Source organism: Rhizobium sp. CB2179, assembly GCF_057653455.1.
The window spans coordinates 284,865-308,508 of record NZ_JBYGKR010000006.1; the positions used below are offsets into that span (position 1 = coordinate 284,865).

Genomic DNA, 23,644 nt, shown 5'->3' on the forward strand with positions numbered 1-23,644 from the left:
AACATATCCCGTTATTCGACACAACAAAAGTTACGAATAGCGCTTTGTGCAGAATGAAAGGTCCGGATGTGCGTTCTTTGCCGAGAATTTGAAGGACGACGCATTCTCGCCCCGTTGATTACACCTGATGTAATTGAGGGCATTCCCTGTCCCGCGATATTAGTGAACGGCCTTCCTGCAGGAGGAACAATCCTGTCAACAGAAGCGGCCGACAACCGATGTCGATGGCTCAACTGCCGTCACCCGTACAAAGCGGCCGAGGAGAACGACGATGACGACCATGAATTTTACCAAACGAGAACCCCCTGAATGGCTGTTGGCCTTCTGGAAGGAGATCGATGACAAGACCTTTGGCGGAGGCTTCGACTGCCTGGCGCAGGATGCGACCTGCAATCTGGGCGTCGCCGACTGGAAGGGGCGAGACACCATTCGTGAGAACCTGCGCGCCTTCATCGACACGGGTTTCTCAGCGCTTCACGACGTCGCGGAATATTGGGACGGCGGCTCGCTGAAAATCTTTCGCGGGACTGTCACAATGACGCCCGACGACGAGGCTCAACCGGTTGTCAAACCGGTGATGACGCACTTCTTCTATATGGATGAACGAGAGCCGGCCAAGGTCGGCCGCTGGTACGGATCGGTTGGCCCGGTTGCTTTCTGATCGATATCGCAGCTGGCGGGAGCGTTATTGCCCCCGCCGGCCATTAGCCGCACGGACGGAGATCGCCATAAGATGAGCTCGACGCACAGTCCTTCAAGCGCAGTATCGAACGAGCTTGGCATCCAGTTGCGCGCCTGGCGCGACACGCGCGGCAAGAGCCAACTGGATCTCTCACTCGATACCGGCATATCGCAGCGTCAGATCAGCTTCATCGAAAGTGGCCGAAGCACGCCCGGCCGCCACAATCTGCTGCATCTCGCCGACGCCCTTGATGTGCCGTTGCGAGAGCGCAATACGTTATTGCTCGCCGCCGGTTACGCCCCGATTTACGCCGAAGGCGGTATCGACGATGTTGAAATGAAAGGCGTCACGGACGCGTTAAGGCGCATGCTTGTTCAGCACGAGCCGTTTCCGGCAGTTGTCATGGATCGGTATTGGAACGTCGTCATGACGAACGACGCGACGCAGCGCTTCTTCAATAACTTCATTGACATGGCGGCACGGGAAAAACCGCGCAATCTGCTGCATCTGATGTTCGATCCGGCCGGTTTGCGGCCCTTCATCCCAAACTGGGAGGAAACTGCAAAAAGTCTGATGGCGCGGGTATTCAGAGAGTCCGTGGGCCGCGTCATTGACATGCACACGAAGGCGCTGATCGATGCGCTCCTCGCCTATCCGGATGTGGACAGTGCCTGGAAGGTCTCGACGACAGCGGACAGCACACCGGTCATCCCCTTGTCTTTCGTCAAGGACGGGCAGGTTTTCAGCTTCTTCTCGCTGGTGACCACGGTCGGCACCGCACAGACGATAACGACGCAGGAATTGAGGATCGAGTGCATGTTCCCGTTGGATGATGCCACGGAGGTGGAATACGCCAAGCTGATGAAGCAGGCTGCCGCGCGTTAGCGCCAGACCGGGAAGTGAGACATCGCCGTCAAGGCCGTGGCGCAGGACAATCCAGCTTTCCGTACCTGAACCGTCACACAAACTTCGCAGTGCCATGCTCCTGTCAAAAAAAGCAGGAAGGAAAGCCCATGTCTCAGACACCTCAGGACCAACTCAGCCGTATAAAGGCCGAAATCGCCGACAGCTTCGATGAAGAGCTGGAAATGCAGATGGAGGAAGACCGGCTCGACGATCTGGTCGCCGAAGGAATGTCGGAACCGGCAGAGCAGACGCTCGAACGAAAGATTTACTTCCGGGAGCTTTTCCGTCTGCAGCACGAACTGGTGCGGTTGCAGGATTGGGTTCAGCACAAGAAGCTGAAGGTGGTGGTGCTTTTCGAAGGCCGGGATTCGGCCGGAAAGGGAGGCGCGATCAAGCGCGTGACCCAGCGGCTCAATCCGCGCGTCTGCCGGACGGTCGCGCTGCCCGCCCCTACCGAGCGGGAACGCCATCAATGGTATTTTCAGCGTTATGTCCCGCATCTTCCGACCGCTGGCGAAATGGTCCTCTTCGACCGAAGCTGGTACAATCGCGCCGGTGTCGAGCGCGTGATGGGTTTCTGCACCGACGAAGAACTCGAGGAGTTCTTCCGCTCGGTGCCTGAATTCGAGCGAATGCTGGTCCGTTCTGGTATCGTGTTGATCAAATACTGGTTTTCGATCACCGACGAGGAGCAGGAATTCCGCTTCAAGATGCGTATTCACGATCCGCTGAAGCAATGGAAGCTCTCACCGATGGATATGGAAAGCCGGGTCCATTGGGAGGAATACACCAAAGCCAAGGAAGAGATGCTGGCGCGGACACACACGGAGGATGCACCTTGGTGGGTGGTGCAGGCGGTAGACAAGAAACGGGCGCGTTTGAATTGCATCGCCCATCTTCTCGAGCAGATCCCTTACGAGGATGTTCCAAAACCCGAGATCCAGTTGCCGGACCGCATCCGTCACGCCGATTACAACAGGGCGCCGGTTCCGCCTGAAATGCTCGTGCCGGAGCGCTATTGAAAGCATGGCATTCGCCGCGCCCTGATCTTCAGGGGGCGGCTCTCGCGGCGTGCTGCCTCTGGACCATTCCCCGCCCGACACTAGGTTCCGCTTTAAGAGTGAGGTTCCGTCGACCGTGCCTCAGAGTGGACGAGTGAGGGAAATGCTTGCTTTCCAGTAGCCGATTTTACGCCGATAGACGTGCCACGTGGGGATACGAACCAAGTTTCGACGGCGCCCTCATCGCATGGTGGGGCTCCAAACGCGGCGCTCGCGCCGTCTTCGTCGGAGAATTTTCCGGCGGACAACTCAACATCATCGCCACGTTCAAAGGTGCCCTTTCCCACTTTGGCTGGCGGCAATACGCTGACCTTTTGGTTCTCACCGAGAAAGACCGTCTGTGGGAAGTAGATCCCAGGCGACCCGGGGCACGCACCGACGTTACTCCACGAGATTTCCAAACGTGGCAGGTGATCGTCGACCCTCGACACGCCGCAGACAACCAATTCCTGGTTTCCTACGATCGCAGCCCCGCTGTCGCCGATCTCTATGCAACCAGTGCGGATGGACGCGACAAGCGGCTCTTGGAACAAAACAACGGCTCGACCGAAAGCTGGTTGTTGAATGAGGCGCAGGTTCCATGCATTCGCGTCGAGCTGACTGCCTCGGGAATGAGGCGATACCTTCACCGAATTAACGCCGACAAGCCGTGGCGAGAGATGGCGGCACTCGAGCCGGATGACACGCTGGTCATCTGGCGTACGGACAGGTCAGGCAATGCCTTCGAGGCGCTTTCCAACCGTCAGCGGGACAAGATCGCGTTAGTTTCGCTGGACCCGGTTACCGGTAGAGAAACCGTGCTGGTCGAGGACGGCGATGTCGATGTTTCAGACGCGCTGCGCTTCACGCCCAGCGAACCGGCTGACGTCGCCGTCATTCGCGACGGCTATCCACGATATATCGCCCTTTCGGAAAGAGGAACGATCTTCACTGAGCTGGTTCTGGATCGCAACGGGCATGCCGACGTCGAAATCTCAGGTTCTTCCAAGGCTGGTGCGCTGCTCACGGTCGCGATCTCCTATGATGAACGACCCTACCAGCACTATCTGTTAAACTTGGCGGATAAGAGCAAGACGCTGCTTTCCGCGCCGGCGGAAAAGCGCAAGTCGGCATTTTCGGCAGTTACGAAGCCTGTCTACTTCACGGCCGGAGATGGTGAGGAGATACCAGCATTGTTGACGCTTCCGGCTGGCTCACCTCATCCTGTGCCGACCGTCGTAATGGCTCACGGCGGCCCGGCGCGCCACGACAGCTGGGGTTACAACATCGAGAAGAGCTTTCTCGCAAGCCGCGGATACGCGACCTTGTCAGTCAACTATCGCGGCTCGACCGGCTTCGGGAAGAGGTACCAATCTCTGGGCTATCGGCAGTTTGGGCGAAAGATGCAGGACGATATCGCCGATGCCGGGCGATGGCTGCTCGCCCAAGGCATCGCGGCTGAAGGCAAGCTTGCGGTCGCCGGCGAAAGCTACGGAGGTTTCATGGCCGCGCTGGCAATGGCCGACGACAAGCTCTTTTCCGCGGCAATCATCGACTACGCAATCCTGGATCTGCCCTACCAGATGCAGAACAACCCGGTCGGCTGGGGGTTGTTCCTCGGCCAGGTCATCCGCTACTTCGGCAATCCTGATGATCCCGGCGATCTCACGCAGATGCAGGAATTCTCGCCGCTCCACAATGCAAAGAAATTGCGCGGATCGTTTCTGCTCACCGCCGGAATGGAAGATCCGGTCGTCGGTTGCCAACAGACGAAAGCCTTCGAGAAGGCGTTGCGCGAGACGGGTCGCGATGTCACGGCGCTATACTTCGATCGGGAGGGCCATGGCTATGCCGGCTGGCAAACCAAACTGGTGCGCGCCCGCGAAATCGAGCTATTTCTCAGCCGCAAACTCGGCGGCAAGGCAAAAAAAATCGATCCGCTGGCCTTCTTGTCAAAGCACTGGATTCAGGGGCGTTTCGGCAATGGCGCGCGAAATATGCTCGCTCGCCGAGTATAAACCGCGAGAACAAAGCCTTGATACTCTCCCTGATTGCTCTAACCTCCCCTTGGCGCGCCGGATATGGCGGGTTTTGGCTTTACCTCGGAGGCACCTATGGTTGACGTTCAGAGTGTTAATGCAGATACCAGCGGATATTACATCCATCCCCTTGAAGATTTTGAAATCGACGCCGTGAACGGTGCCGGCTCATGGGTCGGCCATGTCGATCGTGGGCTGATAGGCGGAACATACGCAGCCGGCGGCACTTTTGCGACCACCGGAAGTCTGGGCAAAGCCGGGATTGCCGGCACTGCAGGGTTCGCAGCAGGGGCGTCGGGCAGCATATATAATGGCGGCCTCTCCGGCGGCGGCAATAGCAGCGGTCGTGTCATCTGCACGCATTTCTTCCGACGCGGCATGCTTGACCGCGATCTTTGGCGGGCGGATCTGGAATTCACCTATCAGTCTCTGTCGCAAACGACGGTTCGTGGATATCAATATTGGGCGATCCCCTATGTCCACCTGATGCGCCGAAGCCCGCTCGCGGAAAAAATCATGTATCCTCTCGCCAGAGCGCGGGCTCTGGAGATTGCCTACCAGGCCGGGCGCCGTCCGAAGGGCTCGCTTGGCGGCAAGGTGGTGCGCCTTATCGGCGAGCCGCTATGCTTCCTGATCGGCAGCGTGGTGAAGCAGAAGGACTGGGCTCCGCTTTGGGTGGAGAAGACCGAGGCGACAGGAGGTCAATCATGACAGCCTTCTCAAAATTGATCGTGCAGGAAGTTGCGTTATCGGCGGTCTTGGCGGCAGGCGCCGTCATCGGCATTCCCAAGCTGACCGACCCGAATGCCGCTGCCAATTATCCGCTGGCGATCGGGGTTTTCCTGGCAATGGTCGCGACCTTTGTCGCCTACGAGCTTTTCGTCAAGAAATCATCCTGATGTTATCGTCTGGCTTGAAAGGCCTGTGACGTTTTCAACGGCCGGGAGGCGTAAATCTCCCGGCCGTTATGATTGAATCCTATATTTAATCCTGTTCCGGTCTTCAAAAGTCATCGTCTGCAGGTTGACGCTTTCTTGATGCTACCTAATTTTCCCGTGCACGTAGTGTTTTCGACTACCTTCCCGAAACAAGCAAATGGTGAGTTAAGTGCAGGGTATCAAAGAACTTTCCAGCGCCGAGATGGAACACGTATCCGGCGGTGGCGTCAGCTCCGGTGTTCGGGGCGCAATCGACGGGGCAGCCGCACTCGCAGGTGGTGGCGCTCTCGGGTACGCCGCGGCGATCGGCGCGGGCGTGGGCATTTCCGCCTTCGGCGTCGGAGCGCTTGCGGTCGGTGGCGCTGCCCTTGGCGTCTACGGTGTCTACAGACTGGCGAGAGCCTTTGCCTAAGCTTTAAAACATGGGGCTCCGCCGCAATGGCGGGGCACCCTTCCTTCCCCTAACGACCATATCTGATCTCAATGAGCCTGTTTCGCCGAGAAGCCCTCGAACGGCAGTCCCAGCGTTTAACGGGAACGGTGTCGATGGCGGTACCAATGGGGTGGCACGTCACCGGCTATCTGATGGCCGGCATCCTCATCGTCGTTCTGATCTTTCTTTCCATCGCAAGCTATTCCCGCATTGTCACCGCAACCGGCATTATCCAGCCGGACAAGGGCGTGGCGGTCGTCATGCCCTCGCGCCCGGGCGTCATCATGAAGATGATGGTCGCAGACGGCGATCAAGTCGAAGAAGGCCAGGAACTGGTTGCCGTGCGCTCCGAGGACTACCTGGTCAGCGGTGAATCAGCCTCCGAAAAAGTCGCCGAAATGCTCGACCGGCAGAATGCGAGCATCAGCGAGCAGCTGGCGGAAGTCAAAAATGATGAAATTGCCCAAACGGCGCAATTTAGCGCCCAGATATCCGGCTACCAGACGCAGATCGACAAGCTTCAAAGCCAGATCGCCTTGCAAAAGGAACTGATCACCTCGATCGAGAAAGATGTCGAGCGCATTCGCGGCCTGGTCGACAAGGGTATCGTTCCACGACGAGACGTGACTTTGAGAGAAGATTCGCTCACCGAGCGGCGCCAGCAAATGGCGGTGCTGGAAAGCACGTTGACGGAACGGCGGTCGGATCTCTCCGATGCCGAACGAATGCTCGATCAGGTCAAGGCGCGCTCAAACGAGAAGGTCGCAGCACTCCAGTCGCAGCGTGAGGATATCAATCGCGGCCTCGCCACCAATGAACAGTCCCGTGCCTATGTGATCAGATCGCCGATCGGCGGTACGGTTTCTGCCCTCACGGCCAAGATCGGCGAGCCGCTGAACACGCAGCAGGCGCTCATGAGCGTCGTGCCGCTGAATGCAACATTGCATGCGCAACTGGACGTGCCCAACGCCGCCGTCGGTTTTGTCGAGGTCGGGCAGGAGGTACGGCTGGCGATCGATACCTTCCCTTACCAGAGCTTCGGGACGATCGCAGGTCGCGTCAAGAGCCTGTCGAAAAGCCCGATCAACCGTGGCAGCGGCGCGAGCACCAACCTGAACTATCTCGTGACGGTCGACCTTGAGCGACAGAGCATCACGGCCTTCGGAAAGCAGCAGGCGCTGTTTCCCGGCATGACCTTGTCCGCCCGGATTGCGACCGCGCGCCAATCTCTACTGGAATGGCTGTTCGAGCCGTTGTTCGCCCTTCAACGACGATAGGACCTGCGATTGTCTTCCAAAGCACTTCAGGCCGGGTTCTTTTCAAATTCACGAATTCGTCTCATTCGTCAGAATGAGGTCAGCGAATGCGGTCTGGCCTGTCTGGCAATGATGGCGAGCTTTTACGGGCACGACGTTGATCTGGCGACGATGCGCCGACGTTTCACCCCGTCATTTCGGGGAGCCCCGCTGTCGAGCCTGATCAAGATCGCAGACCAGGTCGGCCTCCTGCCTCGCGCCGTCAAGCTGCCGCTGGAAGAGCTGCCCAATCTCGCATTGCCGGCGATCCTCCACTGGAACATGAACCATTATGTCGTCATCGAGCGGGTTTCGGGTGACAAGGCGCTGATCCACGATCCGGCTGGTCGCAGTGAATGGCTTCAAATGTCTGAGGTATCGGACCACTTTACCGGCGTTGCGCTGGAGTTGAGGCCAAACGAAGCATTCGAGAAGAAAACGGAGCGTACGGTGTTGCGCTGGTCGCAGCTCTGGACGCGGATCAACGGGCTCGGAAGCTCGTTCCTTCAGGTCATCGTCCTCAGCGTCGTGCTCCAGATCTACGTGCTTGCCCTGCCCTACTACCTGCAGGTCGGCATAGACAACGCGCTGCCGGCGCTCGACCACGATCTGCTTGCGGTGCTTGCGCTTGGTTTCGGGCTCTTCACCGCCTTCAATACCAGCGCGAGTTTCCTTCGCTCCTTCGTGATCCTGGCGGCGGGCTCCGCGTTAGGTTTCGGCATCGCCTCGAATATCGCCAGGAAACTGTTCCGGCTGCCGCTCGACTGGTTCCAGAAGCGGGAGGTCGGCGACATCCTGTCCCGTTTCCAGTCGGTGACGCCGATACAGAAGATGCTGACGGAAGGCGTTGCGGGAACGCTGGTGGATGGACTGCTTGCGCTGACGACACTGGCAATCATGTTCTTCTACAGTGCCAAGCTCGCAGTGATCGCCTTGACCGCCTTCTTTCTCTATTTCGTCGTTCGCCTGATATCCTTCTCGTTCGAACGCCGCGCGCAGGAAGGCAGTATCATCGCCCACGGCAAGGAGCAGACAGCCCTTATCGAAACGATACGCGGCATCCAGACCTTTCGTCTCTACAATAGTGAAACGATGCGGCATGCCATGTGGCAGACGTTGTTGACGGATGCCGTCAACGCCAACATCCGCTCCTCGCGCATAGGCATCTGGCAAACGACCGGCAATGCCTTGTTGTTCGGCCTGGAGAATGTCGTCACCATCTATCTGGCAATCGGCTTCATCATGAATGGCGGCTTCAGCGTCGGCATGGTTTTCGCCTACCTCGCCTATAAAGGTCAGTTCCTCGACAAGGCCGGCAATCTCGTCGATCAGGGCATGGCGTTCTTGATGTTGCGGCTGCATCTGGAACGCTTGGCCGATATCGCCCTGGAGGAGGATGACAGAAGCTTTGCCGCCGGTTCCATGGCCGTCACGGAATTAAAAGGACGCATGGAGCTCAAAAGCGTTTCCTACCGCTATTCCCCAACCGACCCCTTCGTTCTCCAGGAGATCGACCTTTCCGTCGAAGCCGGCGAACATGTGGCCATCACCGGGCCGTCAGGCATGGGTAAATCGACGCTCCTGAAGGTGATGCTCGGGCTGCTGTTGCCTCAATCCGGCGAGGTGGCCGTTGACGGTCTCCCCCTCCAGCAGTTCGGTCACAAGAGCTTTCGGGATCAGATCGCAGCCGTCCTGCAGGACGACAATCTCTTCGCCGGGTCGATAGCGGACAATATCACGCTGTTTGCCGAGCAGGCCGATCCCGCAGCCATCGCCGATGCCGCACGCGCTTCGGCAATCCACGACGAGATCATGAAAATGCCGATGCAATATGAAACCCTCGTCGGCGACATGGGATCGAGCCTCTCCGGCGGCCAGAAGCAGCGCGTGCTGCTGGCGCGCGCGCTTTATCGAAAGCCGAAAATGCTTTTCCTGGATGAAGGCACGTCTCACATGGACGCCGCCAACGAGGCGCGCGTCAATCATTCCATACGCTCACTCGGCATTACTCGCATCGTCGTCGCTCACCGGCAGGAAACTATCGCTGCCGCCGACAGGGTTCTTTACATGGACGGCGAGGGCCTGCGACCTCTCGCTCCACCAACGGAAGTCATCAGCCTGCAACTGGGCGAAAGCCTGAGCACGCGTTAAGAGCGTGACGTCGCGCCTGCGCTTTCGGAGTGCCTCAGGCGGCGCTGCCAGCAACGCCGTCCAACTGCTTGAGAGCCCCATCCGGCAGCACGAGCCCGGCGGCGGCGAGGTTTTCTCTGAGATGGCCGACGGACGAAGTGCCGGGGATCAGCAGGATGTTTTTCGCCCGATGCAGCAGCCAGGCGAGCGCCACCTGCATCGGCGTGGCATTGAGCCCTGCGGCGACATCAGACAGAGTGGAAGACTGCAGCGGGCTGAAGCCGCCGAGCGGAAAGAATGGTACATAGGCAATGCCGTGGTACGCCAGATCGTCGATCAGGGCATCGTCGGCCCGATGCGCCAGATTGTACTGGTTCTGCACGCAGACAATCTCGGTGATCCCACGCCCTTCGGTAATCTGCTTGGATGTGACGTTGCTCAGCCCGACGTGACGCACCAGGCCCTGCCGCTGCAGATCGGCGAGCACCGTTAGCGGCGCTTCGATCGACCCTTCGGCCGGACCGTGCACGTCGAACATGATCCTGAGGTTGACGATATCAAGCACATCGAGGCCGAGATTGCGGAGGTTGTCGTGCACTGCCTCCGTCAGCTCTTCGCGCGAGAAGGCCGGAATCCACGATCCATCCGCGCCGCGCCGGGCGCCGATCTTGGTGACGATGACGAGATCGTCGCGATAGGGGTGCAGTGCTTCGCGGATGATCTGGTTGGTGACGTGCGGGCCGTAGAAGTCGCTGGTGTCGATGTGGTTTACCCCGCTCGCGACCGCTTCTCGCAAGACGGCCAAGGCCGCACCATGATCTTTGGGTGGTCCGAACACGCCTGGCCCGGCAAGCTGCATGGCGCCATAGCCGAGCCGCTTCACGCTGCGGCCGCCGAGGTTGAACGTGCCGGACTGATCGATAGTGGACATGAGTGTACTCCCTTCAATAGATGACACCCCCAAGATAAACATTGTCGGGGCGTATGAAAATTGGCTATAATCTGCACGGGCTGTGCGGAGTGGCGAACAGTGAAGACAGATCTGGGCGATCTCAATGCTTTCGTTGCGGTGGCGCGTGCCGGTGGTTTCCGCGAGGGCGCGCGCGTCAGCGGCAGCAGCGCCTCTTTCCTCAGTGAAGCGGTGCGCCGCCTGGAGGGCCAGCTCGGTGTCAGGCTGCTCAACCGCACGACGCGCAGCGTCGTGCCGACCGAAGCGGGCAAGGGCTTGCTGGCGCGGCTCGGCCCTGCTTTGAGCGAGGTGGAAGCTGCCCTCGACGTCGTCAATGGATTTCGCGACAGGCCGGCGGGTGCCTTGCGCCTCAATGTGCCGGTCAGCGCGGCGCGGCTGGTACTGCCCGCCATCGTCCCACCGTTCCTCGCCGCCTATCCCGATATTCGGCTGGAGGTGGTGACCGACGAGAGCTTTGTCGATGTCATCGCGGCAGGCTGCGATGCCGGCATCCGCTATGACGAGCGGCTGGAGCAGGATATGATCGCCATACCGATCGGCCCACGCATCCAGCGCTTTGCCATCGCAGCCTCCCCCGACTACCTGGATCGCCGTGGCCGTCCGCAACACCCGAGCGAACTGCTCGCTCACGCCTGCATATTGGGCCGTTTCGACAGCGGTGCGATGACGGCGCCCTGGGAGTTCGAGCGCGATGGCGAGATCGTGCGGGTCGATCCAACGGGACCGCTGATCGTGCGGGTCGGCGGCGCGACCGACCTGGCCGTCGATGCAGCGATAGCAGGAACAGGGATCGTCTGCCTCTTCGAGGACTGGCTGCGTCCGCATTTCGACAGAGGTGCGCTCGAGCCCATCCTCGAACCTTGGTGGCAGCGATTTTCCGGGCCGTTCCTCTATTATCCCGGACGTCGGCTGGTGCCGGCACCGCTTCGGGCATTCATCGACTTCGTCAAGGCATCAGCCAATCAGACTTGATATTTTTCGGTCAGAGGGAACGTCGTTGAGCGCTTCTATGCGTTAGAGCTTGATCTCGGCATTGTCGCCCATGTCAGGTTTGCTGTTCGAGGCCGCGGCGGCGGCCATCTTGATATAGCTGATGATCGTGCCTGGACTGTCCCAATATTCGGCCGAAGACGGGGGTCATCTTGAGGATGCGGATGGAAGGATCGTCGGGATTGTCCCACCAATGGCCACGATTGCTTTCACGTCACTTGGCTAGGTGTCCGTCTCGGCGAGGCTACACCCCTGCTCTCGCCAACCACTGGGTTTGCAGTTCTCATCCAATCGAGACAACTATTCACGGTGAAAGAATTCACGAAGCGATGGCTTTCTCGCCTTTAGGGATCGTGATACAAATCCTAGGACAACAGATCCCATTCTCCGAGCTTTTATATCAATGCCCAGTTCCGACACTCAACGCCAAATCGCCCGGACCGTGCTAACGGAGCGCGGAATAGCACGTTTGAGGGAACTGCGTAATGCAGGTGTGACAGGGGCCACCATGAGCCGAATGGAACGGGATGGCGAGGTGCTGCGGCTTGCCCGCGGTCTCTACCAACTTCCTGATGCGGAGCTTGATGTCAACCACAGTATGGCAGAGGTTGCCAAACGCGCGCCGAAAGCCGTTATCTGCCTCGTTTCGGCCTTGGCATTCCACGGCCTGACGGATCAGCTTCCGAGACAAATCTGGCTTGCCATAGGCCGTAAGGACTGGGCCCCGAAACCGGACGGCCCCGCTATGCGCATCGTACGTTTCACAGAAAGCCTTCTCACCGAAAGCGTCGAAACCCATGTCATCGAAGGCGTTCCCGTGAAGGTCTTTGGAATAGCCAAGACAATCGCCGATTGCTTTCGCTATCGCAACAAGATCGGCCTTTCGATAGCGATGGAGGGGCTGCAGGAGGCACTGCGGCAACGAAGGACTAGTCCTGGCGAAATCGCCAACCAGGCCGAACGCGGTGGCGTCGGATCCGTGATCCGGCCGTACCTCGAGGCGCTGACCGCCAATGGCTAAGGAAATCAGAAACGTCGGCGCCTCGGTGCGAGCCCGCCTGTTGCACCTCGCCAAGGCAAGCGGGCAAAGCTTTGATCTGGTCCTGACGCGTTTCGCTCTTGAACGGTTATTGTTCCGGCTCAGTCAGTCGCCCCACGCCAATCGCTTCGTTCTAAAAGGGGCGATGTTGATAATGAGTTGGTTCGACGACCCGCACCGAGGCACGCGCGACCTCGATCTTTTGGGTTTCGGTGATCCGAGTCCGGACCCGATGCTTGAGACATTTTTGGAAATTCTGGCGCAAGAGGCCGACGATGGCGTCACGTTCGATCCCGATACGCTGCATGTGGATCGCATTCGCGAGGCACTGGACTATGGTGGGCTCAGGCTGCGGGTGATCGCTACGATCAGTGGAGCCCGGATCAACCTGACGATCGACATCGGGTTTGGCGATGCGCTTGAGCCGGGAGTGGAGATCCTGGATTATCCTTCCATGCTCGATTTTCCGATGCCGCGGCTCCGGGCCTATGCGCGGGAAACGCTGGGGCGAGTAAACAGCCGCATGAAGGATTTCTACGACATTTGGATCCTCAGCAGGTCTTTCGACTTCAGCGATGATCGGCTGGCGCGTGCAATCGCCGCTACGTTTAAGCGCCGCGAGACATCGATCCCCACCAACCTACCTGACGCCCTAACGGACGCCTTTGGCAAGGACCAGCAAAAGCAGCGGCAATGGCGCGCTTTCATTGAAGGCGTTGCACACAATCCTGGCGATCTGACAGACGTCATCGCGGAGATTGCCGCATTCCTGATGCCGCACGCGGTTGCAGCTGCGAGGCTGGACCAATGATCGGTTTGCTAGCAAGCTCTCTCACACTAACTTCATGCTTTTGGACTCGCGCTGAGTTCTCGCTCGACTGAACCTGCATCACGGCAAGTTTCTCGGGCACCGAGAGCCCATCGATCGCAAGCATGGTCATGACGTGGATGAGCCCACCAGGGTGCCGCCTGTTAACAGCCAATCAGGCTTGATATTTTTCGGCCGAGGGAACGTCGTTGAGCGCTTCTATGCGTTAGAGCTTGACCTCGGCATTGTCGCCCATGTCAGGTTTGCTGTTCGAGACCGCGGCGGCGGCCATCTTGATATAGCTGATGATCGTGCCTGGGCTGTCCCAATATTCGGCCGAAGACGGGGTCATCTTGAGGATGCGGATGGAAGGATCGTCGGGATTGTCCCACCACGCCTTTGCCGGCGTCGCCCATAATTCCCTGATCTTCGCCCGGTCGTTCTGCACCTCGGCCGTCCCCGATACGGAAACATATTTCTGTCCCTTGGTGTCGGCAAAGGCCAGGCACACGTTTGGCCAGCGGGCGATCTCATCGTCCTTGTGACTACTGACATCCGTCAGAAAATAGATCGCATTCTCGAGCTGCGCGGTGTAGGCGGACATCGGGCGGGCTCGCAGATCGTCGCCGCTGCGGGTCGTCAGCATGCAAAACCCGATCTTGTCGATCAATTCCCATACCCGTGTCGCCTCGTCGTTGTTAGCCATCATCATCTCCATCTGAGCAAGAGACGAGGTAACCATCTGCCGAGGTCTATGTTCCCGGTGGCGGACCTAATGAGCTCATTCCCGAGGCGGTCGAGACACACAGTCGATCAATGGACGCTCGGTGTTTTCATGACCATCGCAAAGTCTTCGGCCACCAGTTCGCTGACGGCGATGAGGATTTCCTCCAGGGAAAAGCCTGATGTCAGGGTGCGTTGGATCAAATCCTGCAAATCCGGCTCCACGACATCGCGGCAATCCTCGATGCGTTCTTCCGAAACGGTGAGGCTATTGAGTTCGTCCATTGTCTATCCTTTCAGGTAATGTAACCACCAAAGCCCGGGAAGGCCGGTGGGATGAGGCCGTTACCGGGCAGCGGCCGTCCGCTTCGGGCCGGGCAGCACGCCTTCACGCTGCATCTTCTTGCGCGTAGCCTTGCGCTGCCGGCTGATCGCCTGCGCCTTTTCCCTGACGCGCCGTTCGGACGGCTTTTCATAGGCGCGCCTTTCCTTCATTTCACGGAACAGACCTTCGCGCTGCATTTTCTTTTTCAAGACCCTGAGCGCTTGATCGACATTATTGTCTCTGACGAGGACCTGCATTTCGAATTCTCCTTGTTGGATGGTGCTCTGATCGCCGCTCAGCCGAGCTGCTCGGCGATCAGTGCCTGCAATTCGCGGCGGGTGAGAAGGCAGGGAAACGGCTTCCAGTTCCTGGGAGCACTGCGGACAGCCTCGTCATCCTCACGCGGATTCGCCGCCGCAACCACGGTGGCTGTATGTGTGTTGTTCAAAAAGAAATCCTTTGCCAACCTTGGCCGGCGTTATCGATTGTTTGTGGGATTGCCCATCACGCAGCCTTAGGGCGCGCGCCGATGCATAAGCGCCTCAGTCACCAGCCGGCAACGGCTGAGATCTCCGCTTGGATCGGGTACGTCAGCAACATAGGGCTCGGCGAGCACAATTGCAACGCATAGCCCGGATGGCACGGCGCGGGCATCGCCAATCGCCTTCAGATATACTCTGCGCCATTTTATTCAAGTTAGCCGGGTATAGTTTCTACCGAATTTTCTTCAATTTGGCTTGAATGTGACATTATTTCGCCGGAATGGAAGCAACGGGGAGTTCGGCGTCGAAATTAACCTTCTGTTAAATAGGCCATTGACTTGTAGTATTAATAGGTTGTTAAAGGAGCCGCTCGCTGAGGTCGAAATTGACCCGCCAATAAACAATTTGAGGAGAGTGCAATGGCTTCGCCAATTCATGCAACTGATGATAGTGCAACATTTAAAGAAACCGACGTTATTTCCGGAAATCTGCTTTCCAACGATTCATCCGACAACGGCCATCTCTTCCTGCGCGCCTTCGATGGCGCGAGCGTTGGCGCCAAGGCCGGCAACAGCCAGGTCACCGAGATCCAGGGCGACTACGGCACCTTCTTCGTTAAGCCAGATGGCAGCTACACCTATGTCCTCAGCGACGCTGCCAAGATTGGCTTTGCCAACGGCGAATCGTACCAGGAGAAGGTTTCCTACAAGATTTCCGACGGCAGCGGTCATACCGATGTCGGCCTCTTCACCCTGAACATCCAGGGCGTAACCCAGGTAAAGCCGATTGCTGTCGATGACCACTACAGCTTCAACGAAGGTAGCGCCATCGGCGGCAACGTTCTGGACAACGACATTGCCGGCGACAACGGCAAGCTCTTCCTCCGTCAGTTCGACGGCACGAACGTCAGCGCCAAAAGCGGCCTCGACGCTGTTACCGACATCGTCGGCGACCATGGCATCTTCCACGTCAAGCCGAATGGCGAATTCACCTATACGCTGACGGAAGACCTGGCTGCCGGCCAGAACGTCACGGAAACCGTCCAGTACTACAAGATCTCCGATGGCGAAGGCCACACGGACGCTGGCATTCTGACGCTCAACATCACGGGCACCGACGCGCATCTTGCTTGATCAGTTGCAATAATCAGTGAGACACACCGCCCGCCGCGCAATCGGCGGGCGTCTTCGTATATCCGCTTGTTCCGCGCGCGGTAAAGGCGGGGTTCAATCATATTCGGTTGAAGGTCCGCAGATCGGCATAGCTCTTTTTAGCTAGTTCTTATAAATGCCGGCGTGGCGTAGTCTCGATGTTCGGAGGACACGCCGTTGACCGAACACATCGAACCCAGGCAAGTCGAAACAGACGATCTGACCAAAGTCTGGTCGGTGACGGAGTTCTGCGCTCGTCACCGCATAGATGCCGAGGAACAAGCGCTGCTGCTCAAACTCTTCGGGCCGTTCGCGACCGCCTCCGAATTGCTTCACAATGCCAAGCGCGCGCCAAGGTTCAGATAAGGCCTTCTCCATTTCTTCGATATCTTCGCACGTGAACGAGACGGTGGTGCAAGACACCGCCTGATCGGGTGACGCTCTTCATCCTGCCACGGCATTTTCCCTGGCCGTCGGAGAGACCGTCGCCTGCGGCCCATATCTGCGACAGCCGTCCACCCGGCTGGCCGATGCCATTGGCCAGGCTTTGCTGATCGCCGATGGCGAGGACACGCGGTTAGACGGGGCATTGCCGATCTTACGGCCATCGGGTCTGCCGCCTTATCTGGTCGGGATCACGCCGCTTGCATCGATAGCGGTTTCCATCCGGGATGTGGTTGATAGGGCCACTGCATACCCTGATGGGGCCGAGCGATTTTCCTGAAATGCTGCTTACTCTCTGCACAAAATCTGCAATTCGGCGCGGCATTCTTCCGCCATGAGCAAGAACCACATCCCGCCCGGCGTCACACCGCCCGCTTTGCCAGATCGCCTCCGCAATGACGGATGGTGGCTGACGGAGGCAGGCTGGCCGCGAGAAGCCGCCTCTAACGCCAGCCCGGTAGACATGCTCATCGTCATCGAAAAGCGGCATCTACGAGAGGAGCACCAATGGACACAACCAACACGCTGACGGAAGCAATGCCCATCAGGCGTGGCACTAGCCGGATTGTCGGCCTGTTTGCGCTGGTGGCGCTGGCTGATTTTCTGATCTTCGGTGAGATGCCCGGCATAAACCTTTTCCTGTTTGCGCTCGCCGTCTGCGCCGGCATTCTACTTTTGGCCGGGAAGATCCGCGCGCCGTCAATCGCTGCTCTCCTGTTTGGTTTGTCGGTTCTGGCATCGGCACCTCTACTGGAAGCCCCCTCACTAACCGGCATCGCCCTTTGCCTCAGCGCGCTGATAGCGGTTGCTCTCGTCGGCGCCAGGCTTATGCCTCGCAATCTGACCGGTCTGCCGCTGGTGTTTCTCCGTTTCACTCTCATCATTCCCTTGCGGCTTGCCGACGATTTTAGGAAATATCTCAAGGCGCCGGCCAAACGTTTCTCCTTCACCGTCGTTTGGCAGGGCGTCGGCCTCTGGATCATGCCGCTCGCTCTCGCCGCAGTCTTCGTGTTCCTCTTTGCAGCGGCGAACCCGCTTATCGAGATCGCGTTGCGCAGTATCCGTTTTGCCGTTCTGTTGCAATTTCTCGACCTGTGGAGGATTGGCTTCTGGATGATGATCGCCGCTGTGATCTGGGCGCTATTGCGGCCGCGCCTGAAGCGTCGCACTGCGAGGTCGCAAGCCGGCAGGGCGTTCGTCATCGTGCCGACCAGGAATGCACCGTTCGGCCAGGCCTCCCTGCTGCGGTCGCTGTTCCTCTTCAACGCCCTCTTTGCCGTGCAGACACTTCTCGATCTCGTCTATCTCTGGGGCGGCGCAAACCTGCCCGATCACATGAGCCATGCCGAATATGCTCATCGCGGCGCCTATCCGCTGATTGCGACGGCGCTTCTGGCCGCCGGTTTTGTTCTCCTCGCCATGCGTCGCGGCGGCCCCGGCGATCAAAGTTCGCTGATCCGCGGCCTCGTCCACGCCTGGATCGGCCAGAACGTCCTTCTCTGCCTGTCCTCGATGCTGCGGCTTGGACTTTACGTCGAGGCCTATTCGCTGACGGAACTGCGCGTTGCCGCCGGTCTCTGGATGGGCCTCGTCGCTATCGGCCTTGTCTTGATCCTGCTGCGCATTCTGCTCAACCGATCCAACGAGTGGCTGATCGCCGCCAACCTCGCTTCCCTGATTGCCGTGCTCTATATCAGCGCCTTCATTGATCTCCCTGATGTCATCGCCCGCTTCAATGTCGCCCACAGCCAGGAGATCAGCCACGATGGCCCGCCGCTCGATATCTATTATCTCTCCACGCTCGGCCCTTCCGCCATTCCGGCCCTTGATCTCCATATTCGCGCGCTACCGGAATACAGAACCGACAAGATCAGCGAAGCACAGCTTATCCGGGGCTCGCTCGTCTGGAAATTCGAGCATCGCCCCCGCGACTGGCGGAACTGGAGCTTTCGTTCTTCGCGGCTGGAGGCCTATCTTCTGTCTCCTGCCGCCATTGCAAGATAGTGCGAGAACGATAACAACAGGCACGACATATCAACGCAGGACCGGTGATGGCGCCCCGCATTCTCGTCGTCGATGACGAACCTCACATCCGCGACGTGATCTGCTTCGCCCTTGAGCGCGCTGGCCTGGCCTGGATGGCAGCCCGCAACGGCACCGAGGCGATGGCGGCCTTCCGCCGTGGCAACGTCGATCTCATCATCCTCGATATCGGCATGCCCGAGATGGACGGTCTTGAAGTCTGTCGCCAGATCCGCAAGACGTCGGGATTGCCGATCCTGTTTCTTTCGGCGCGTGACGAGGAGATCGACAGGATACTGGGGCTCGAAATAGGTGGAGACGATTATGTCACCAAACCGTTCAGCCCGCGCGAACTCGTGGCCAGGGTCAAGGCGATTTTGAAGCGCAGCAGCAATGGGGCAGAGCCTGACAGACGCCACGCCACCCTTGTCGCCGGTGAGCTCAGCCTGGATCGCCGCGGCAGGACGGTCATGTTTGGCGAGAACACCATCGCAATGACCGCGCTTGAATTCGCAATCCTGGACGCATTGTTGTCACGCCCCGATATGGTCTTCAGCCGCGAACAACTGATGGAAGCGGCCTATGGCGCCGGTACCTATGTTGCTGACCGGACGATTGACAGCCATATCCGCAACATCCGGGCCAAGTTCCTGGTGGCCGGCGGCCAGGGGATTATCGCAACCGTTCACGGCATCGGCTTCAAACTCGGCCGTGAAATCGGGAGGAAGGCCTGATGTCGGCACCGAAAGTCAGGACGAAATGGCGGCCGACACTGGCGCTGATTGTCTACGTCGTGCTTCTCGCGGTCATGGCGCTGCCAATCCTGATCGTCATCTGGTTTCGCGCCGTGGAAGCGAGTTCGAACCGGATGGCGCCGGCGGAAATCGGCGCCCTCGCCGTCGTCTTCATGCTGACGCTCGGCGTTGCTTATGTGCTGACGCGCACCATCACAGGGCCTATCGACGCTTTGATCGCCCGAACGGAAGAGATCGCCCGCGGCGGCAAGGGAGCAATCCGGCCGCTGGAAAGCTATGGAACGCGCGAGATCGCTGTGCTGTCGCAAAGCTTCCTTGATCTTGCCGGAAAACTGGTCGATCGCACCGAATACGTGCGTTCCTTTGCCGCCCATGTCTCCCATGAACTGAAATCGCCGCTGACGGCGATCCGCGGCGCGGCGGAGCTTCTGCGTGACGATGATGCCGAAAAGCCGATGACGAAGGTGCAGCGTTTGCACTTTCTCGACAACATCGTCGCCGATGCCGTCCGGCTCGACGCGTTGTTGCAGCGGCTAAGGGAGCTTGCCCAGGCGGAAACGCCCGTGGCCGAAGGCAAAAGCAGCGTCACCGACATTTTATCCTCACTGCGCGGACGGTTTCCCGCCCTCCGTGTTTCCGGCTCAGGTGATACGGAAATATCGGTTGCTCTTCCCCAGGAAGCAGCCGGCATCGTCTTTGCCAATCTTGCCGACAACGCTCTTCAGCACGGCGCCACGCTGTTGGAAATCAGAGTATCGACCGACGCCCGAACTGCCGTCACTCTTGTCCGTGACGACGGCAGCGGTATCTCCGAGGTAAATCGCCAACGCATCTTTCAGCCGTTTTACTCAACGCGCCGCGAACAGGGTGGCACCGGTATGGGCCTCAGTATCGTCGGCGCCATGCTGAGCTCCCATGGTGGCACGATCCGCCTGCTGCGAGCGACCGGCGCCGGTACCGAGTTCGAAATCACCATACCTTTGCAAATTTTATCTGGCTGAGGTCGCGCCGAAGCGATGTGCGGCGGAACTGACTGCGCTTCTCGACGCCGAGCCGCGATTTGTCTTCGAGACCCCCTCCACGGATTTCAAGCCCGCGCTGCCCTGAGGGAGGGATCAGTTTCCAGGGTCTATCGCCGTCAGCGCAGCCTTCGCGATGACGTCTGCAATGCGTTTGGACAGCGCCGGGTCGGAAGCAGCGCGGGCGAGGGTCACACCGCCACTGAGCATGGCGAGCAACAAGATCGCCTGGTCTTCCCGGCGCGTTTGAGGTTGACCCGATACCTCACCCTCCGGCAAGCCGACGGCAATTTCCTCGATGAGACGTTTGAGTTCCACCGTATAGGCGCTTCGTGTTTCATCGTCTGCGCGCACCACGTCGGGGGAAAGGCTCGGCAGAGCGCAGCTCTCACCCAGATCGCAGGTTCTTTTATAGCCGAGATAGTAGCCGACGAATGTCGCCAGCCAGTCTTTCGGTTGACTGGCCTTTAATCCCGCAATTCCTTGCCGCAGCTCTTCTAGGCCGGTTAGCACGGCGGTTCGAAAGGCTTCGCCCTTGGACTTGAAATGTCCGTAGAAGGCGCCGTTGGTCACGCCTGCCGCCTTGGTCAATGCATCGATGCCCGCACCGCCATAGCCTTCTTGTCTGAAAACCCGTCCAGCCGCGGCAATGACCCGCGTTCGGGTCTCCTGCTTATGCTCGGCACTGTAGCGCATGTCCGTCCTTTTTAAGAGCGATCGCTCTTTATGTCTTGCTAAGAGAGTGATCGATGTGTATGCATAAAGAGTGATCGGTATATATCAAAAACGGTCATGGTTCAAACAGGGAGACAATCCGATGCCCATCACGCTCACCGTACCTGAAGGCCTGCTCTCGCTGGAGGGCCAGGCGCAGGCTTTTGCCGGATTGACAGACGCGTTGCTTGATGCCGCGGGCTTGACCGGCAACACTTTCATGACTGCCAATGTCATCGGCACCATCAACGTACTGCCGCGCGAGCATGTGCTTGCTGCGGGAAAGCCGATCGCTGCGGCTTTCATCGAACTCAAGCTGCCTGAGATTGCGCTGGTAAGTGCAGAGACCAGGCAGGCCTTCTTCGAAAAAGCAGCCGACGTCGTCGAACACGCCGCCGAGGGCCGGCTCAGGCGAGAACACATATGGTCGAACATCATCTACGCGCCCGAGGGGGCGTGGGGCATCGCCAGCCGCAGCTATAGCAATGCCGATCTTGTCGCCGCTATCCAAGGTGGCGCGACGCAATGACTGTGGAATGCGCAAAAGCCCCGGACCCGCTGCGCCGGGGCGCGGACACTGAGGCGTCATGGTCCGGAACGGTACGGGAGTGAAGCCATGCAGCTTGCCAACTACTTGTTCTTCGCCAACGGCTGCGAGCAAGCGCTTGCTTTCTACACCGAATGCGGGCTTGGCCAAGTCACGCAATTGAAGCGGCACGATGCAGACGGAATGTCCGCTGCCCCCGAAGCCATGCGCGGGAAGGTGATGCATGCCCGCTTCGAAGGACCCGACGTTCTTTTCTTCGCTTCGGACAATCATGACGCCGAGCCGATGCGAGGCTCCGCCCACATGCTGATCATGGAAGACCGCGACAGTACCGCCAGCCTCTTTGCACGGCTGGCCGAGGGCGGCAAGATCACGACACCACTCGCCGTCCAGCCATGGGGAAGCTATTATGGCAAGCTCACGGATCGCTTTGGCGTCCAGTGGATGCTGGATTGCCTAAATTAGAGCACGATGCCGAAAAACGGGAGCGGTTTTCGGACTGCGCGCGAGCGTGAGACGATAAGGCCCCGATAGCCGCGAAGTGTCTGCATCTGTGTCCCAATCAGAAGATCGCGCGGAGGACAATCGGCGGCTCGCACCAACCAAGCGGCTGCGAGCCGCCCTCCCCGTCTTCGGGTTTCAGCGCGTTGTATAACCGCCGTCGATAACCAGCACTTCGCCGGTGACATAACTTGCTGCCGCCGAGCAGAGGAACAATGCGGCACCCGCCACCTCCTCCGGCTGCCCGACGCGTCCCATCGGGGTCATGCTGCGCCAGGTCGGGAACCAGTCGGGATTGTCGATGCCGCCGCGCGACAGATCGGTCTCGATATAGCCGGGGGCGATGGCGTTGACGCGGATGTTTTCAGCGGCAACCTCGCTGGCGAGGCTCTTCGTCATCATGTGGACCGCCGCCTTCGAGGTGTTATAGGCGACCTGGTTCTGGGGAATGTTGGACACGATGCCCGATATCGAGCCGATATTGAGGATGGCGCCGCCGCCTTGGCGCCGCATCGGTGCTAATGCGGCGCGGCAGGCGCGAAAGACGGCGTCGACGTTGACCGTCATGATTTCGCGCCAGATGGCATCGGAGAATTCGCCGCTGTCGCCGTGAATGGCGATGCCGGCATTGTTGACGAGGATGTCGAGCCGCCCCGCCCGCGAAAGAGTCTCAGCGACGAGTTCGTCGGCAGCGCTTTCCTTCATCAGGTCGACGGCGATGAAATCGCAATCGACGCCGACCCTGGAGAGCTGGTCTTCCGCGGCCAGATTGCGGGTTCTGCCCGTGATGATGACTTTGGCGCCCGCCTCGCCGAGCGCCTCGGCGATGGCAAGCCCGATGCCGCGCGTGCCGCCGGTCACCAGCGCCACCTGTCCGTTCAGGCGAAATCTGTCGAAGATCATGGCCGTTTCCTCTTGAGTGGGTTCGCGAGTGTTGAAGACGGATGCACTTTCGTCAGATGTCGGCGCGCTGCGGCAGGATGACGAGATCGCGGATCGTAATGTTGCGTGGGCGCGTCAGCATGAAGAGCACGGCTTCGGCCACTTCGTTCGCCTCCATCAGGCCGCCGGCTGCGAGCGCCTCGTCCAACTTCTCCTGCGGCCAATCGCTGAGAAGGGCCGTGACCACGGGGCCTGGAGCGACGGCGCCGACGCGCAAGCCATGCTTGGCTACCTGCCGCCGCAGCGTGTGGACGAATGCCTGGACCGCGTGTTTCGAGGCGGTGTAGATCGGCTCCCAGACGACAGGGATCATGCCGGCAACGGAACTCGTCAGGATGATATCCCCGGTCTTGCGCTCGACCATATGCGGCAGGACGGCATGCACCGAACGGAATGCGGCGTTGATGTTCAGATTGAGCATCCGGTCCCAGGCATCAGGATCTCCGCCCAGCACTTCGCCGCCGATATAAGAGCCGGCATTGGCGTGGAAGATATCCAGTTGGCCGGTTTTTTCCAGTATCTCAGGCATCATCCGTTCGACGCTTTTCGGATCGGTGAGATCGATGACCAAGGGAATGGCGTTGGCGTCGAGTTTCGAGCAGATTTCCCGCAACGCTTCCTCGTTACGGTCGACCAGCACCACCCGAACGCCGGCGGCAAGCAAAGCCTTGGCGCATTCCAGGCCGATACCCGACGCCGCTCCGGTGACGGCCGCGACTTTTCCAGACAGATCCTGTCCCATTTTCTTC

At 59.2% G+C, this 23,644-nt stretch carries 27 protein-coding genes and 2 pseudogenes; 20 read left to right on the plus strand and 9 right to left on the minus strand.

Annotation, left to right across the window (positions count from 1 at the left end; genetic code table 11):
• Positions 1-271 precede the first annotated feature (271 nt).
• The 9 genes from AC244Q_RS36870 to AC244Q_RS36910 all read left to right on the plus strand — a co-directional run bounded on the left by AC244Q_RS36870 (position 272) and on the right by AC244Q_RS36910 (position 9,484).
• Positions 272-661 (plus strand): nuclear transport factor 2 family protein, encoded by a 390-nt coding sequence (locus AC244Q_RS36870; RefSeq protein WP_003555167.1) that lies wholly within the window; start codon positions 272-274, stop codon positions 659-661.
• 72 nt (positions 662-733) lie between these two features.
• Positions 734-1,567: a helix-turn-helix domain-containing protein gene (locus AC244Q_RS36875; protein ID WP_128406769.1), complete on the plus strand. Its 834-nt coding sequence runs from the start codon at positions 734-736 to the stop codon at positions 1,565-1,567.
• Between the two features lie 128 nt (positions 1,568-1,695).
• Entirely contained in the window at positions 1,696-2,610 is a 915-nt protein-coding gene (gene ppk2 / locus AC244Q_RS36880) for a polyphosphate kinase 2 (protein ID WP_003555172.1), read from the plus strand.
• Positions 2,611-2,963: 353 nt separating this feature from the next.
• Positions 2,964-4,646 (plus strand): alpha/beta hydrolase family protein, encoded by a 1,683-nt coding sequence (locus AC244Q_RS36885; RefSeq protein ID WP_487764174.1) that lies wholly within the window; start codon positions 2,964-2,966, stop codon positions 4,644-4,646.
• A 63-nt stretch (positions 4,647-4,709) separates the two neighbouring features.
• Entirely contained in the window at positions 4,710-5,378 is a 669-nt protein-coding gene (locus AC244Q_RS36890; RefSeq protein ID WP_244432325.1) for a hypothetical protein, read from the plus strand.
• Positions 5,375-5,566, plus strand: coding sequence for a hypothetical protein (locus tag AC244Q_RS36895; RefSeq protein ID WP_003555180.1), 192 nt, complete (start codon positions 5,375-5,377; stop codon positions 5,564-5,566). The genes AC244Q_RS36890 and AC244Q_RS36895 overlap by 4 nt, the downstream gene beginning before the upstream one ends.
• A 208-nt stretch (positions 5,567-5,774) precedes the next feature.
• A complete protein-coding gene (locus AC244Q_RS36900) occupies positions 5,775-6,017 on the plus strand; it encodes a hypothetical protein (RefSeq protein WP_003555182.1) in 243 nt (80 codons plus the stop codon).
• Between the two features lie 134 nt (positions 6,018-6,151).
• Positions 6,152-7,315 (plus strand): beta-barrel domain-containing protein, encoded by a 1,164-nt coding sequence (locus AC244Q_RS36905; protein WP_012760625.1) that lies wholly within the window; start codon positions 6,152-6,154, stop codon positions 7,313-7,315.
• Between the two features lie 63 nt (positions 7,316-7,378).
• Entirely contained in the window at positions 7,379-9,484 is a 2,106-nt protein-coding gene (locus AC244Q_RS36910) for a peptidase domain-containing ABC transporter (RefSeq protein WP_487762923.1), read from the plus strand.
• Between the two features lie 34 nt (positions 9,485-9,518).
• Here AC244Q_RS36910 and AC244Q_RS36915 read toward each other — a convergent pair whose 3' ends face one another.
• Entirely contained in the window at positions 9,519-10,394 is an 876-nt protein-coding gene (locus AC244Q_RS36915) for an aldo/keto reductase family oxidoreductase (RefSeq protein WP_012760623.1), read from the minus strand.
• A gap of 99 nt (positions 10,395-10,493) precedes the next feature.
• Here AC244Q_RS36915 and AC244Q_RS36920 point away from each other — a divergent pair, with 99 nt between their 5' ends.
• On the plus strand, positions 10,494-11,405 hold the full coding sequence (locus tag AC244Q_RS36920) for a LysR family transcriptional regulator (protein WP_128406767.1): 912 nt from the start codon (positions 10,494-10,496) through the stop codon (positions 11,403-11,405).
• Between the two features lie 42 nt (positions 11,406-11,447).
• On the opposite strand, the pseudogene AC244Q_RS36925 reads toward AC244Q_RS36920, so the two are convergent.
• Positions 11,448-11,616: pseudogene (locus AC244Q_RS36925) on the minus strand (pyridoxamine 5'-phosphate oxidase family protein); the annotation flags it as partial.
• A gap of 210 nt (positions 11,617-11,826) precedes the next feature.
• Between AC244Q_RS36925 and AC244Q_RS36930 the strand changes: the two are divergent.
• Complete coding sequence (locus AC244Q_RS36930) at positions 11,827-12,444, plus strand: type IV toxin-antitoxin system AbiEi family antitoxin domain-containing protein (RefSeq protein WP_003555192.1); 618 nt, start codon at positions 11,827-11,829, stop codon at positions 12,442-12,444.
• Positions 12,437-13,273, plus strand: a complete 837-nt coding sequence (locus tag AC244Q_RS36935) for a nucleotidyl transferase AbiEii/AbiGii toxin family protein (RefSeq protein ID WP_128406766.1) — start codon at positions 12,437-12,439, stop codon at positions 13,271-13,273. Before AC244Q_RS36930 ends, AC244Q_RS36935 begins: the two co-directional genes overlap by 8 nt.
• A 223-nt stretch (positions 13,274-13,496) precedes the next feature.
• Here the strand turns inward: AC244Q_RS36935 and AC244Q_RS36940 are convergent, their stop codons facing one another.
• The 4 genes from AC244Q_RS36940 to AC244Q_RS36955 form a co-directional block, all read right to left on the minus strand.
• On the minus strand, positions 13,497-13,976 hold the full coding sequence (locus AC244Q_RS36940; protein WP_003555195.1) for a pyridoxamine 5'-phosphate oxidase family protein: 480 nt from the start codon (positions 13,974-13,976) through the stop codon (positions 13,497-13,499).
• A gap of 107 nt (positions 13,977-14,083) precedes the next feature.
• Positions 14,084-14,278, minus strand: a complete 195-nt coding sequence (locus AC244Q_RS36945; RefSeq protein ID WP_003555197.1) for a hypothetical protein — start codon at positions 14,276-14,278, stop codon at positions 14,084-14,086.
• A gap of 60 nt (positions 14,279-14,338) precedes the next feature.
• Positions 14,339-14,575, minus strand: a complete 237-nt coding sequence (gene rpsU / locus AC244Q_RS36950) for a 30S ribosomal protein S21 (RefSeq protein WP_128406765.1) — start codon at positions 14,573-14,575, stop codon at positions 14,339-14,341.
• Positions 14,576-14,613: 38 nt separating this feature from the next.
• Complete coding sequence (locus tag AC244Q_RS36955; protein ID WP_164902321.1) at positions 14,614-14,766, minus strand: hypothetical protein; 153 nt, start codon at positions 14,764-14,766, stop codon at positions 14,614-14,616.
• 453 nt (positions 14,767-15,219) lie between these two features.
• On the opposite strand from AC244Q_RS36955, the gene rapA2 reads away from it, so the two are divergent.
• The 6 genes and pseudogenes from rapA2 (at position 15,220) to AC244Q_RS36985 (ending at position 20,173) form a co-directional block, all read left to right on the plus strand.
• A complete protein-coding gene (gene rapA2, locus AC244Q_RS36960) occupies positions 15,220-15,933 on the plus strand; it encodes a calcium-binding lectin RapA2 (RefSeq protein WP_003555201.1) in 714 nt (237 codons plus the stop codon).
• A gap of 195 nt (positions 15,934-16,128) precedes the next feature.
• Positions 16,129-16,317: a hypothetical protein gene (locus AC244Q_RS36965; RefSeq protein ID WP_003555203.1), complete on the plus strand. Its 189-nt coding sequence runs from the start codon at positions 16,129-16,131 to the stop codon at positions 16,315-16,317.
• Between the two features lie 107 nt (positions 16,318-16,424).
• Positions 16,425-16,633 (plus strand): annotated as a pseudogene (locus AC244Q_RS36970) (helix-turn-helix transcriptional regulator); the annotation flags it as partial.
• A gap of 269 nt (positions 16,634-16,902) precedes the next feature.
• Positions 16,903-18,399: a DUF4153 domain-containing protein gene (locus AC244Q_RS36975; RefSeq protein WP_128406763.1), complete on the plus strand. Its 1,497-nt coding sequence runs from the start codon at positions 16,903-16,905 to the stop codon at positions 18,397-18,399.
• A 47-nt stretch (positions 18,400-18,446) separates the two neighbouring features.
• Positions 18,447-19,151: a response regulator transcription factor gene (locus tag AC244Q_RS36980; protein ID WP_128406762.1), complete on the plus strand. Its 705-nt coding sequence runs from the start codon at positions 18,447-18,449 to the stop codon at positions 19,149-19,151.
• Entirely contained in the window at positions 19,151-20,173 is a 1,023-nt protein-coding gene (locus AC244Q_RS36985; protein ID WP_128406761.1) for a sensor histidine kinase, read from the plus strand. The genes AC244Q_RS36980 and AC244Q_RS36985 overlap by 1 nt, the downstream gene beginning before the upstream one ends.
• Positions 20,174-20,287: 114 nt before the next feature.
• Here the strand turns inward: AC244Q_RS36985 and AC244Q_RS36990 are convergent, their stop codons facing one another.
• The gene (locus AC244Q_RS36990) at positions 20,288-20,887 is read right to left on the minus strand and encodes a TetR/AcrR family transcriptional regulator (protein WP_003555211.1); all 600 of its coding nucleotides are present in this window, start codon (positions 20,885-20,887) and stop codon (positions 20,288-20,290) included.
• Positions 20,888-21,008: 121 nt separating this feature from the next.
• Between AC244Q_RS36990 and AC244Q_RS36995 the strand changes: the two genes are divergently transcribed.
• Together AC244Q_RS36995 and AC244Q_RS37000 are read left to right on the plus strand one after the other, a co-directional pair.
• On the plus strand, positions 21,009-21,434 hold the full coding sequence (locus tag AC244Q_RS36995; protein ID WP_128406759.1) for a Tautomerase enzyme: 426 nt from the start codon (positions 21,009-21,011) through the stop codon (positions 21,432-21,434).
• Positions 21,435-21,521: 87 nt separating this feature from the next.
• Positions 21,522-21,917, plus strand: a complete 396-nt coding sequence (locus tag AC244Q_RS37000; RefSeq protein WP_128406758.1) for a VOC family protein — start codon at positions 21,522-21,524, stop codon at positions 21,915-21,917.
• A gap of 174 nt (positions 21,918-22,091) precedes the next feature.
• Here the strand turns inward: AC244Q_RS37000 and AC244Q_RS37005 are convergent, their stop codons facing one another.
• Both AC244Q_RS37005 and AC244Q_RS37010 read right to left on the minus strand, forming a co-directional pair.
• Positions 22,092-22,856, minus strand: coding sequence for an SDR family NAD(P)-dependent oxidoreductase (locus AC244Q_RS37005; protein ID WP_012760609.1), 765 nt, complete (start codon positions 22,854-22,856; stop codon positions 22,092-22,094).
• A gap of 52 nt (positions 22,857-22,908) precedes the next feature.
• Complete coding sequence (locus tag AC244Q_RS37010) at positions 22,909-23,637, minus strand: SDR family oxidoreductase (RefSeq protein WP_012760608.1); 729 nt, start codon at positions 23,635-23,637, stop codon at positions 22,909-22,911.
• Between the last annotated feature and the right edge of the window lie 7 nt (positions 23,638-23,644).

What these genes read in the sequence shown, in the direction of transcription:
- AC244Q_RS37000 (WP_128406758.1), top strand. Translation starts at nt 21,522, where the DNA reads ATGCAGCTTGCCAACTACTTGTTCTTCGCCAACGGCTGCGAGCAAGCG.
- AC244Q_RS36945 (WP_003555197.1), bottom strand. Translation starts at nt 14,278, where the DNA reads ATGGACGAACTCAATAGCCTCACCGTTTCGGAAGAACGCATCGAGGAT.
- ppk2 (WP_003555172.1), top strand. Translation starts at nt 1,696, where the DNA reads ATGTCTCAGACACCTCAGGACCAACTCAGCCGTATAAAGGCCGAAATC.
- AC244Q_RS36895 (WP_003555180.1), top strand. Translation starts at nt 5,375, where the DNA reads ATGACAGCCTTCTCAAAATTGATCGTGCAGGAAGTTGCGTTATCGGCG.
- AC244Q_RS36975 (WP_128406763.1), top strand. Translation starts at nt 16,903, where the DNA reads ATGGACACAACCAACACGCTGACGGAAGCAATGCCCATCAGGCGTGGC.
- AC244Q_RS36990 (WP_003555211.1), bottom strand. Translation starts at nt 20,887, where the DNA reads ATGCGCTACAGTGCCGAGCATAAGCAGGAGACCCGAACGCGGGTCATT.
- AC244Q_RS36915 (WP_012760623.1), bottom strand. Translation starts at nt 10,394, where the DNA reads ATGTCCACTATCGATCAGTCCGGCACGTTCAACCTCGGCGGCCGCAGC.
- AC244Q_RS36935 (WP_128406766.1), top strand. Translation starts at nt 12,437, where the DNA reads ATGGCTAAGGAAATCAGAAACGTCGGCGCCTCGGTGCGAGCCCGCCTG.
- AC244Q_RS37005 (WP_012760609.1), bottom strand. Translation starts at nt 22,856, where the DNA reads ATGATCTTCGACAGATTTCGCCTGAACGGACAGGTGGCGCTGGTGACC.
- AC244Q_RS36875 (WP_128406769.1), top strand. Translation starts at nt 734, where the DNA reads ATGAGCTCGACGCACAGTCCTTCAAGCGCAGTATCGAACGAGCTTGGC.
- rapA2 (WP_003555201.1), top strand. Translation starts at nt 15,220, where the DNA reads ATGGCTTCGCCAATTCATGCAACTGATGATAGTGCAACATTTAAAGAA.
- AC244Q_RS36905 (WP_012760625.1), top strand. Translation starts at nt 6,152, where the DNA reads ATGGCGGTACCAATGGGGTGGCACGTCACCGGCTATCTGATGGCCGGC.
- AC244Q_RS36930 (WP_003555192.1), top strand. Translation starts at nt 11,827, where the DNA reads ATGCCCAGTTCCGACACTCAACGCCAAATCGCCCGGACCGTGCTAACG.
- AC244Q_RS36995 (WP_128406759.1), top strand. Translation starts at nt 21,009, where the DNA reads ATGCCCATCACGCTCACCGTACCTGAAGGCCTGCTCTCGCTGGAGGGC.
- AC244Q_RS36870 (WP_003555167.1), top strand. Translation starts at nt 272, where the DNA reads ATGACGACCATGAATTTTACCAAACGAGAACCCCCTGAATGGCTGTTG.
- AC244Q_RS36940 (WP_003555195.1), bottom strand. Translation starts at nt 13,976, where the DNA reads ATGGCTAACAACGACGAGGCGACACGGGTATGGGAATTGATCGACAAG.
- AC244Q_RS36890 (WP_244432325.1), top strand. Translation starts at nt 4,710, where the DNA reads ATGGCGGGTTTTGGCTTTACCTCGGAGGCACCTATGGTTGACGTTCAG.
- AC244Q_RS36980 (WP_128406762.1), top strand. Translation starts at nt 18,447, where the DNA reads ATGGCGCCCCGCATTCTCGTCGTCGATGACGAACCTCACATCCGCGAC.
- AC244Q_RS36985 (WP_128406761.1), top strand. Translation starts at nt 19,151, where the DNA reads ATGTCGGCACCGAAAGTCAGGACGAAATGGCGGCCGACACTGGCGCTG.
- rpsU (WP_128406765.1), bottom strand. Translation starts at nt 14,575, where the DNA reads ATGCAGGTCCTCGTCAGAGACAATAATGTCGATCAAGCGCTCAGGGTC.
- AC244Q_RS37010 (WP_012760608.1), bottom strand. Translation starts at nt 23,637, where the DNA reads ATGGGACAGGATCTGTCTGGAAAAGTCGCGGCCGTCACCGGAGCGGCG.